10 protein-coding genes and 1 pseudogene are annotated in these 10,667 nt (G+C 69.3%); 4 read left to right on the top strand and 7 right to left on the bottom strand.

Annotated features, from left to right (window positions below; genetic code table 11):
- From EJC77_RS13885 to EJC77_RS20755, 6 genes and pseudogenes are all read right to left on the bottom strand, one after another.
- A pseudogene (locus EJC77_RS13885) lies at positions 1 to 365 on the bottom strand (pyridine nucleotide-disulfide oxidoreductase); the annotation flags it as partial.
- Between the two features lie 32 nt (positions 366 to 397).
- Positions 398 to 1,753, bottom strand: coding sequence for a uroporphyrinogen-III C-methyltransferase (cobA, locus tag EJC77_RS13880; protein WP_125613679.1), 1,356 nt, complete (start codon positions 1,751 to 1,753; stop codon positions 398 to 400).
- Between the two features lie 93 nt (positions 1,754 to 1,846).
- Positions 1,847 to 2,788 (bottom strand): ABC transporter permease, encoded by a 942-nt coding sequence (locus EJC77_RS13875; protein WP_125613675.1) that lies wholly within the window; start codon positions 2,786 to 2,788, stop codon positions 1,847 to 1,849.
- A complete protein-coding gene (locus tag EJC77_RS13870) occupies positions 2,781 to 3,494 on the bottom strand; it encodes an ABC transporter ATP-binding protein (RefSeq protein WP_125613711.1) in 714 nt (237 codons plus the stop codon). Before EJC77_RS13870 ends, EJC77_RS13875 begins: the two co-directional genes overlap by 8 nt.
- A gap of 98 nt (positions 3,495 to 3,592) precedes the next feature.
- Complete coding sequence (locus tag EJC77_RS13865) at positions 3,593 to 4,753, bottom strand: ABC transporter substrate-binding protein (RefSeq protein WP_125613672.1); 1,161 nt, start codon at positions 4,751 to 4,753, stop codon at positions 3,593 to 3,595.
- Positions 4,754 to 4,974: 221 nt separating this feature from the next.
- Complete coding sequence (locus tag EJC77_RS20755; RefSeq protein WP_205787324.1) at positions 4,975 to 5,295, bottom strand: hypothetical protein; 321 nt, start codon at positions 5,293 to 5,295, stop codon at positions 4,975 to 4,977.
- A 349-nt stretch (positions 5,296 to 5,644) separates the two neighbouring features.
- On the opposite strand from EJC77_RS20755, the gene EJC77_RS13855 reads away from it, so the two are divergent.
- The 4 genes from EJC77_RS13855 to EJC77_RS13840 are packed head-to-tail and all read left to right on the top strand — an operon-like array spanning position 5,645 to position 9,074.
- Positions 5,645 to 6,376 carry an SDR family NAD(P)-dependent oxidoreductase gene (locus tag EJC77_RS13855; RefSeq protein ID WP_125613669.1) on the top strand — a complete coding sequence of 244 codons (732 nt, stop codon included), beginning with the start codon at positions 5,645 to 5,647 and terminating at the stop codon, positions 6,374 to 6,376.
- A 22-nt stretch (positions 6,377 to 6,398) separates the two neighbouring features.
- The gene (locus EJC77_RS13850; protein ID WP_125613666.1) at positions 6,399 to 7,205 is read left to right on the top strand and encodes an enoyl-CoA hydratase/isomerase family protein; all 807 of its coding nucleotides are present in this window, start codon (positions 6,399 to 6,401) and stop codon (positions 7,203 to 7,205) included.
- A 17-nt stretch (positions 7,206 to 7,222) separates the two neighbouring features.
- Positions 7,223 to 8,362, top strand: a complete 1,140-nt coding sequence (locus tag EJC77_RS13845) for an acyl-CoA dehydrogenase family protein (protein WP_125613663.1) — start codon at positions 7,223 to 7,225, stop codon at positions 8,360 to 8,362.
- Positions 8,363 to 8,408: 46 nt separating this feature from the next.
- Positions 8,409 to 9,074: a TetR/AcrR family transcriptional regulator gene (locus EJC77_RS13840; protein ID WP_125613660.1), complete on the top strand. Its 666-nt coding sequence runs from the start codon at positions 8,409 to 8,411 to the stop codon at positions 9,072 to 9,074.
- Between the two features lie 34 nt (positions 9,075 to 9,108).
- Here EJC77_RS13840 and EJC77_RS13835 read toward each other — a convergent pair whose 3' ends face one another.
- The gene (locus EJC77_RS13835) at positions 9,109 to 10,620 is read right to left on the bottom strand and encodes an acetyl-CoA hydrolase/transferase family protein (protein ID WP_125613657.1); all 1,512 of its coding nucleotides are present in this window, start codon (positions 10,618 to 10,620) and stop codon (positions 9,109 to 9,111) included.
- Positions 10,621 to 10,667 lie beyond the last annotated feature (47 nt).

The raw sequence follows: 10,667 nt of genomic DNA, 5'->3' as shown, positions 1-10,667 counted from the left end.
AAGACCACCGCATCATAGTGGGCCCGCAAATCCGCCAACGACAAATCCACCCCGTACGCCACATTGCCGAAAAACCGGATATCACCCCGGTCCAACACCTTGTGCAACGCGCCCACGATCCCCTTGATCCGCGGATGATCCGGCGCCACCCCATACCGGATCAACCCATACGGCGCCGGATACCGGTCAAACAGGTCAATACTCACCGACAACCCATCCGCCACCTCCTGCGACTTCGTCAACAGGTCCGCGGCATACACCCCCGCCGGACCCGAACCAATAACGGCCACACGCAGGGGGCGCTCGGCGGATCCAACAGTGGCTCCAACAGGGGTGGGGATGGCAGTGGACACGGGTGTGCTCATTTCTGTCATGGGAAAAGGGGGTTTGGACAATTCTAGGGCAGTTGGCTGACGGTTTCCCGGGTGCCGTAGTACCCGGTGGCCAGTTCCGGCGGCGCCAGCGGGCTCACGCGCACCACGTCGCCGACGACGACGACGGCCGGGTTGCGCACGCGCGCCGCCTGGGCCTGCGCCACGATGGTCCCGAGGGTGCCGATCGTGACGCGCTGGTCGGGCGCGAACCCGTTCTCGATGATGGCGACGGGGCAGTCAGCGCCGCGCCCGGCCGCCGCCAGGATGGGCATGGACCGGTTCAGTGTGCCGACGCCCATGAGCAGCACCACCGTGTGGTCGCTGCCAGACGGGACGTGTTCAAGTTCCTCATGGCCGCTGATCAGCGTGAACGCCTTGGCCAGGCCGCGGTGCGTGACGGGGATGCCGGCGGCGGCCGGGACGGACACGGCGGACGTGACGCCGGGGACCACCTCGACGTCCACGCCGTTCGCGCGGCAGAAGATCGCCTCCTCACCGCCGCGGCCGAGCACGTACGGGTCCCCGCCCTTGAGCCGGACCACGCGGTTGCCGGCCCGGGCCTCGCGGACCAGGATCTCGTTGATCTCCTGTTGCGGGACGGGGTGGTGGCCGGGCGTCTTGCCGACCTCGATGACGCGCACGTCCGGGTCCAGCCCGGCCAGCAGGTCGCGGGGGCCGAGCCGGTCGGCGACCACGACGTCGGCCTGGGCCAGCAGCCGCCGGCCGCGCACGGTGATCAATTCCGGGTCGCCGGGCCCGCCGCCGACCAGTGCGACGGATCCCCGGTGGTCGAGCCCGTCGAGACCCCGGTGGTCGAGCCCGTCGAGACCCCGGTGGTCGAGCCCGTCGAGACCCCGGTGGTCGAGCCCGTCGAGACCCCGGATTTCCCCAGCCTCAATCACCGGCTTGCTCCGCCGCACCGGCAGCTCGCCTGTCTCCAGGGAAAGGGCGACGGCGTTGCGGATGGCGATGGCACGGCGCGGGTCCCCGCCGGCGTTGACGGCGATCTTCACGTCATCCACCGTGGCGACGGCGGGCGTCCAGGCGGTGGAGCCGTCCGCGTCGGCGGCGTTCACGCACCACAGGCGGCGGGCCTCGGCGTCGGCGGCGACACGGTTGTCCACGTCCGCGGAGCCGGTGGCCGTGACGACGAACCAGGGCACGTCGAGGTCGCCCGGCTCGTATTCGCGCTGCCGCCAGGCCAGCAGGCCGAGCAGCTCACGCGCCTCGGCGGAGAGCTCCGGCGCCACCAGCGTGACGCGCGCGCCGGCGTCGAGCAGGCCGCGGGCACGCCGGGCCGCGACACGGCCGCCGCCCACCACGAGGGTGGGCCGGCCGAGCAGCCGCAGCGACGTCGGGTACAGATCCACAATTGCCATGAAAAAACCTTAGGTAGGGGGTGTTGCCGCGATCAATGACCCCGCAACACCGGTTCACGCGGCGTCATGCGGGGACACATTCGGCGGTCACCGTCAGCGCGTGCTGCCGGCGAGCAGGCCGCGGCCGCGCAGCAGGCGCTTCTCGACCGGGGCGAAGACCAGCAGTTCCACCGCGATGCCGACGAACAGGATGGTCAGGATCGCGGACATGACCATGCCCATGTCGGCCAGTTGGCGACCCTGTTCGAGCAGCGAGCCCAGGCCGAACCCGAGCGTGCCGCCGATGACGATGATCTCCGCCGCCATGAGCGAACGCCATGAGAACGCCCAGCCCTGCTTGAGGCCGGCCACGTAGCCGGGCAATGCGGCGGGCAGCACCACGTGCAGGGCCATCTCGAGCCGGGACGCGCCGAGCACGTGGCCGACGCGCCGGTATTGCGGCGGGATCTGGTCGACGCCGGCGATCAGCCCGTTGATGATGGATGGGATGGCGCCCATGAGCACCACGAAGAACACGGTGGCGTCGGTGAGCCCGAACCAGATGATGGCGGCCGGCACCCACGCGACCGATGGCAGCACCTGCAACCCGGAGATCAGCGGCCCGAACGCCCGGCGCAGCGGTTTCGCCTGGGCCAGCAGCAACCCGATGGGTGTGGCCACGGCGACGCTGATGGCGAAGCCGATCAGTCCGCGCTGCAGCGACGTGAGGACGGCCTCCTGGATCTTGCCCTCGTCCCACAGGGTGCCGAGCGAACCGAACACGTCCAGCGGACCGGGCACCAGGTCGCGGCGCCGGAAGCCCAGGGACACGTACAGCTGCCAGGCCAGCACGAGCACCACGAGGGCGCCCAGCGGCAGCAGCAGACGCGACCATTCGATGCCGCGGCGAACACCCGCGTCGGATTGCAGCGAATCGAGCCCGGCCTCCAGCGAGCGCAGCTCCTCAGGCGTGCCGCTCTTCAGGGCCGGGGCCGTGATGGTTTGAGGCAGTGCTGTTTCAGGCAGTGCTGTTTGAGGCAGTGCTGTTTCAGGCATGGCGGCGGATCTCCTCGCGCAGTCTGGCGGTGATGGCGGCCGTCAGCTCGCCGGCGGCGCCCGCATTGGTCCGGTGTGCCTCGCTGACGTCCCATTCGGCCACGACGCGGCCGGGCCGGGAGGACAGCAGCAGGACGCGCTGGCCGAGCCGGACGGCCTCGCGCACGTTGTGCGTGACGAAGATGATGGTCCGCCCGGTTTCGCGCCACACCCGTTCCAGTTCGTCGTGCAGCAGGTCGCGGGTGATCGCGTCGAGCGCGGCGAACGGTTCGTCCATGAGCAGCAGCGGCTTCTCCTGCGCCAACGACCGCGCCAGGGCCACGCGCTGGCGCATCCCGCCGGACAATTCGTGCGGGCGCTTGTCCGCCGCGTGGCCCAGGTGCACCAGGTCCAGCAGTTCGTCGGCCCGTTCGCGCCGTTGCGACTTGTCGAGCCCGCGCAGCTTCAGCGCCAGCTCGATGTTGCCCCGGGCGCTGCGCCACGGGAACAGCGCGGAGTCCTGGAACATGAACGCGGCGCCGTCCGCGGGCACCTCGAGCGCCCCCGCGGTGGGCGTGTCCAGCCCGGCGATGATGTTCAGCAGGGTCGATTTCCCGCAGCCCGACGCGCCCAGCAGCGCCACGAACTCGCCCTGCCGGATGGTCGCGTTGACGCCGTCGAGCACGGGCGCGCCCGCGCCGAAGCGCTTGCCCACCGAGTCGAGCACGACGGCGGGTGCCCGGCGCGCGTCGCCGGCCGCAGCACGGGTGGGGGCGGCCTGGGCTGGATTTGCCGCTGTCGCGGCCTGGGCTGCGGGGGCGCTCACTAGTTCGTCCCCAGCCCGGCCGCGTTCACCGTGGGCTGCCCGGCCTGGCGCAGCGCCGCGTTCAGCGGGGTCAGGTCGAAGATGCCGTTTATGTCGGCCTGTTTCGTGACGCCGGCCTTGACCCCGTGCGCCAACAGGGTCGGGAACGTGACGGCGAGCGGGTCGGCGGAGAACTTCAGTTCGGTCAGCGAGCGGGCGATCACATTATCCGCCAGCGGCTTGCCGGCGGCCGTGGCGAGGCCGGCGTTGATGACCTTCGCGGTCTGGTCCTGGTGCGTGTTCAGCCAGGTGACGGCCTGAACGTGGCCGGCCAGCAGCGCCTGGACGGTCTGCGGGTGGGCGTCCAGGTAGGACTTGTTCACGATCAGCACGGTGGTGCTGAACTGGCCCTTCGCCCACAGGTCCCCCTCGTTGACCAGGACCTTGGCCCCGGCCTGCAGCACGAGGCGGGACGCCCACGGTTCCGGAAGCCAGGCGCCGTCGAGCTTGCCGTCCTGGAACAGGCGCAGTGTCTGGGCGTTGTCGGTGGGGTTGATGGTGACGTCTCCCCCGCCGCCGGGGGTGGTCTTGAAACCCTGGTCGGCCAGCCAGGAGCGCAGCGCCACGTCCTGGGTGCCGCCGAGCTGCGGGGAGGCGAGCACCTTGCCCAAGAGCTGCGCGGCCGTGGTGATGGTCGGCTTGACGACGAGCTGGGCGCCGCCGGCGGTGGCACCGGCGACGATGCGGATCGAGTCGCCGTGGCTCTTGACGTAGGAGTTGATGGCCGGGTTGGGCCCGACGTAGGCGGCGTCGATGGCGCCGGCGTTCAGCGCCTCGATGGCGGCCGGGCCGGCGTTGAACACCTCCGTGCTCAGCGTCGTGCCGCCCAATGCCTTGGCGAAGAGGCCCTCCTGCAGCCCGACGAGGGCGGGGGCGTGGGTGACGTTGCCGAAGTAGCCCAGCCTCAGGCTCGCTGCCGGCGTGGGTTGCGCCGCCACGGCGTCGTGCGATTGCGAGGTGACCGAGGCGACGGCGGCACCGGCGCCGATGAGCACCACGAGGCCGGCGACGGCGGCGATCTCCAGTCCGCGTTTGCGGGCCTTGGTCGGGCGCTGCGGTTTCTGGCCGGCGACGATGCGGGTGGTGGCCAGGGGTTCATTGTCTGGGTTGTGCTGGGGCATGGGGGGTCCTTGGGGTTCGGCGGATGCGGGCAGTGGTCAGGCTGCGCGACATCGCCGCGTGGTGGTGCGCGTCCGGCGATACGTCGTGGCGGGCAGTCCCAAAGTGGTCATGCGACAACGCTAGGGAAGCCGCCGGGCGCCTTCAATCGCCCGGAAACCCTAGGTCACGCGGGGTCACGCGGCGTCACAAAACAGCCCTCAGGCTCCCCGCACCCCTGGCCTCATGCCAGTGAAGTCGCCTGTCCCTGCACGCGAGTGCCTGCACGTTGATGGGTTCGAGAACCCATTGTCTTGTCTTCTGTGCGTCCACCAGTGCGTAAACCCGCGCACGCCACCGCCGCCTCCACCCGGGCCACGGCATCCAAACGCTCCACCACGGCCGCCCTGCACGCCGCCACCTGCGCCTCCAGCCGGGCCACCGCCGCCAACGCCTCCACCGCGTCATCACGGGCCGCCCGCGCCGTCGCCACCACCGACTCGCCCCGGCGGCGCTCGGCCACCGGGTCAAACCGGGAAACCACCGGCACACTCACCGCGGCCACGACCGCCGCCACACCTCGCGGCGTGCCGACACCCTCACCGTTCGATCCACTGCCGCTGGATCCTCTGCCCCGTCCCCCGGAGCCACCCGGAATACCCATATCTTCATGGAACACCCACCCACCGACAAACTCGTTCGCGGAGACCGCGCTGCTCGGGCTGGCCGCGCCGGAAGCGTGGAACTGCCCGCCGTTCTGCGCACCGTTCGGGGCCGAACATTGCGCAGTGTGGCCTCCTGCGCAGCGTAGCAACCCGTACCGTGCGCAGAACGGCCGGCTCTTGAACCCGCCGCTAAAATGAACGATAATTCATAGTGAATGAATCAATCGTCAGTCTGCCGGGTGGTGGGTCATGCCGCATGTCGCCCTTGTCACAGGCGCCGGGTCCGGGATCGGCCGGGCCATCGCCACGGGCCTGGCCGCCGGCGGCTGCCGGGTCGCGGCGGCCGACCTCAACCTGCCCGCGGCCGAGGCGACGGCCGCGACCGCGCCGAACCTGATCACCCCCTACCTGGTCGACGTCACGGACCGGGCATCCGTGGACGGGTTGCGCGACGGCGTCACGGCTGGGATGGGATGCCCCGACATCGTGGTCAACGCGGCCGGATGGGACCGCGCGGCACCGTTCCTGGCGGCAACCGCGGACTTCATCAACGCCGTCGTCGCGATCAACTTCCTGGGCCCCGTCAACATCTGTGGCGCCTTCCTGACGGGCATGATCGACGCCGGCCACGGCGGCAGGATCGTCAACGTGGCCAGCGATGCGGGCCGGGTCGGCAGCGCGGGTGAGGCGGTCTACGCCGGCGCCAAGGGAGGGGTCATCGCCTTGAGCAAATCCCTGGCCCGGGAGATGGCCCGGCATGCGATCACCGTCAACTGCGTCTGTCCGGGACCCACGGACACGCCGTTCTTCGCCGCGCAGCCGGAGAAACTCCGTGAGGCGCTGATCCGGGCCGTGCCGTTCCGCCGCCTGGCCCGGCCCGAGGAGGTCGCTTCGGCTGCCCTGTTCTTCACCTCCGACGCGGCGTCATTCGTGACCGGCCAGGTGCTCAGCGTCAGCGGCGGACTGACGATGGCAGGATGACACGGAAGCGACCAGTGGGGCCATGGATTTCACCCAGTACAAGCACCTTGCGTTCACCCGCCACGATGACGGCGTCCTGCTGGTCACCTTGAACCGGCCGGCAGCCTACAACGCCACCGACGAGCGGATGCACGGCGAATTGGCACGGGTCTGGCGGGAGGTGTCCGACGACCCCGGAACCCGGGTGGCCGTCGTCACGGGCGCCGGCAAGGCGTTCTGCGCCGGCGGCGATCTGGCCATGGTGCAGCGGATGGCTGGGGACCATGCCCGCGTGGCGCACATGCTCTCGGAGATGAGCGATCTGGCCTACAACGTCATCAACTGTGAAAAGCCCATTGTGTCGGCCGTCAACGGGGTGGCTGTCGGCGCCGGGCTGGTCGTGGCGTTGCTGGCGGACATCTGCGTCTGCGCCGAGGACGCCCGGCTGGGCGACGGCCATGTGAAGCTCGGCGTCGCCGCTGGAGACCATGCGGCGATGATCTGGCCCCTGCTGGTGGGGATGGCGAAGGCACGCTACTACTTGCTGACCGGCGAGATGCTCACGGGCGCCGAGGCCGAGAGGATCGGCCTGGTGAGCCTGGCCATCCCGCGGGACCGGGTGCTCGAGACGGCCCTGGGAATCGCGAACGAACTGGCCACCGGATCACAGCTTGCCATCCGGTGGACGAAGCGGGCACTGAACAATTGGCTTCGAAGTGCCGGGCCGATCTTCGACCAGTCAGCCGCCTACGAAATGCTCACCTTCCTCGGACCCGATGTGGCCGAGGGCGCCGCGGCCCTGCGGGAGAAGCGAGCCCCCCGGTTTCCGTCCGCGGCGCGGGCCGGCTGAGAACGCGGGAGCAGGCCATGCTGGACCAGGGCCCCGAACACGTCGCGTTCCGCGCCATGATGCGCCGCTTCCTTGCCCGCGACGTCGTGCCCCAATTGGACCGCTGGGAACGAAATCGGCGAATCGACCGGGCGTTCTTTGTCCAGGCCGGCAGCCTCGGCCTGCTTGGCCTATCGGTACCGGAAGAATACGGCGGACCCGGGGTCGACGACTTCCGCTACAACGCCATTGTCATCGAGGAGACCAACCGGGTCGGGGCCGTGGCCCTCGGCCTGGCGTTCGCGTTGCAAAACGATGTGGTCTTGCCGTACCTGACCGGTCTGGCACGGGCTGAACAGAAGTCCCGATGGCTCCCGCGCGTCGTCACCGGCGAATCGCTGCTGGCGATCGCCATGACCGAGCCGGGCGCCGGCAGCGACCTGGCCGGCATCCGCACCAGTGCCGTGCGGGACGGTGAACACTATGTTGTCAACGGCAGCAAGACCTTCATCTCCAACGGCCAGAATGCCGACCTGTTCGTCGTTGCCGTACGGACCTCGCCGGAACCGCACCACGGTCTGACGTTGCTCGCCGTCGAGGCCGGCACACCCGGATTCGCGCGGGGACGCAATCTGGACAAGATCGGCCTGCACGCGCAGGACACCAGCGAATTGAGCTTCCGCGACGCCCGCGTCCCGGCGACGCATCGCCTGGGCCTTGAAGGCGAAGGCTTCTTCCAGCTGGTGCACAACCTCCCCCAAGAGCGGCTCTCGCTCGCGGTGGGGGCCGTCGCTGCCGCCGAGGGAGTGTTGGCCGGGACGCTGCGGTACATCCGTGAACGGACGGCGTTTGGGCAGCGGATCGGCGATTTCCAACAGACGCACACGGTCATTGCCGAACTGGCAACGGAGCTCGACGCCGCGCGCGCCTACGTCGATGACTGCGTTCGCGAACACCTCGCCGGTGAACTGAGCGCCGCCCGGGCCGCCCGCGTGAAGTGGTGGACCACCGAACTCCAGTTCCGGGTGGCGGACCGATGCCTGCAACTGTACGGCGGCTACGGATACATGCGGGAATACCCGATTTCCCGCGCCTTTGTCGATGCCCGCGCGCAAACGATCTATGGTGGCACTACGGAGATCCTCAAGGAACTGATCGCCCGCGACCTCATCGGCTGAGCCACCGCGGCCGGGCGGATGGTGACAGGTGGCAAAGGAGCGGACGATGAGCCTGGCCGAGTCAATTTCCGAGATGGAGGAGGCCGTGCGGTCCCTGCGCCGTGACGCCCGGCGCCGCCAGGTCCTCGACGCTGCGGTCGCCGTGATGCAACGCACGGGCTTTCACGAGATGTCGATGCAGGCGCTCGCGAACGAGGCGTCGGTCAGTGTCGGGTTGCTGTACACCTATTTTGGCGGCAAGGAGGAGATCCTCCTTGCCGCCGTGCTGGACATCCTCAACTCGTTCCGGGACCAGCTCCGGCCCGCCATGGACGCCGTGGGGGACGATCCGGTCGAACGCCTGGCCGCCGGATTCCGCCGGTACACCGAGATAGTCGACGAGAACCGGGACGCCGTACTGCTGACCTATCGGGAGAGCCGTACCCTCGACCATGCCGGCCTGGAGCAGATCAAGGAACTGGAGGTCGAGACGTCGGCACCCCTGCGCGACGCCGTCGAGGCCGGCATGGCACGCGGCATCATCCGGAGCGCGGACCCCGATTTGGTCACCTACGACCTGATGATGCTCGCCCACGCGTGGGCGCTCAAGGCCTGGCACTTCGAACCGAAATACTCGGTCGAGACGTTTATCAGGGCGCAGACCGCGCTCGTTCTGCAGTCGCTGATTCCCCCGTCCCGCCGCAGCCACTACCGCCACCTCGTGGAGGGGTGACCGGGCGTTCTCGCCTCCCCGCCGGGGGCAAGCGCTACGGGCGCATGTCCCCCGTATCGATGTAGCGCTGGTGCCAGGACAACGCCTCCCCCATCAGGTGCGGGGTGTGCTTGCCGTAGCTCTCGCGGGACGCCCGTTCGAAGTAGTCCTCCAGCATGGGCCGGAAGTCCGGGTGGGCGCAGCGTTCCATGATGAGCCGCGCGCGTTGCTTGGGCGCCAGGCCGCGCAGGTCCGCCAGGCCCTGCTCGGTGACGATGACCATGGTGTCGTGCTCGGTGTGGTCCACGTGGCTGGCCATCGGCACGATCCCGGAGATCCTGCCGCCCTTGGCCGTGCTCGGGGACATGAACACGGACAGGAAGCCATTGCGGGCGAAGTCGCCGGACCCGCCGATGCCGTTCATCATGTGCGACCCGGCCACGTGCGTGGAGTTCACGTTGCCGTAGATGTCCGCCTCGATCATCCCGTTCATGGCGATGCAGCCGAGCCGGCGCACCAGTTCCGGGTGGTTGGAGATCTCCTGCGGGCGCAGCACGATCCGTTCCCGGTAGAAGTCGACGTTCGCGTTGAATTCGGCGATGCCGGCCTCGCTGAGCGAGAACGACGTGGCGGATGCGAACGCCAGCGTGCCATTCTTGATCAGCTCCAACATGCCGTCCTGGATGACCTCGGTGAACGCGCGCAGCCCGCGGTAGCCACCGTCGGCCAGGCCCGCCAGCACGGCGTTGGCGACATTGCCCACACCGGACTGCAGCGGCAGCAATGTCCCGGTCAACCGGCCGTGGTCGATCTCGTGGGCGAAGAAGTCCAGCAGGTGGCCGGCGATCTGCCGGGAGGCCGCGTCCGGGGCGGCGAACGCGGACAGCCGGTCCGGCGCGTCCGTCTCGACGACGGCGATGATCTTGTCCGGGTCCACGTGCAGGTACGGCACGCCGATCCGGTCCTCCGGGGCCAGCAGCGGGATCGGCTTGCGGTGCGGCGGCAGGGCCGTGCCGTAGTAGATGTCATGCATGCCCTCCAGCCCGGGCGACTGCTGCGCGTTGACCTCGATGATGACCTTGTCCGCCATCTCCAGCCACGTCTTGTTGTTGCCCACGGACGACGACGGGATGAGCCGGCCGTCCTCCAGCACGCCCACCACCTCGATCACGGCCACGTCCACGTCGCCGTAGAAGCCGAACCAGGCGTGTTGGGCCACATGGCTGAGATGGATGTCCATGTAGTCGAGGTCGCCGTCGTTGATTCGCTTGCGCAGGCTCGGGTCCGACATGTAGGGCAGGCGCAGCTGCATGCCGCCCACCTTCGCCAGCACGCCGTCGAGCTCCGGCGCCGTGGACGCGCCGGTGAGGACCTTGATCTGGAACTCGTTCCCGGCTCCGTGTTCGGCCTCCATCAGGCTTGCCAGCGCCTGCGGCACCGCCTTCGGGTAGCCGGCCCCCGTGAAGCCGCTCATCGCCACCGTCATCCCCGGCTTGATCAGCGCGGCCGCCTGTTCGGCCGACATCCGGCGTTCCAGCAGTCCTGCGTTCCGGATTCGATCGTGCACGTGCGGGCCCTTCCCTTGGTCGCGACCCCCATCCTCGAGTGTCGCCC

It is taken from the genome of Specibacter cremeus (genome assembly GCF_003946885.1).
Taxonomy (GTDB): domain Bacteria; phylum Actinomycetota; class Actinomycetes; order Actinomycetales; family Micrococcaceae; genus Specibacter; species Specibacter cremeus.
This window is presented reverse-complemented; position numbering and strand designations above follow the sequence as displayed.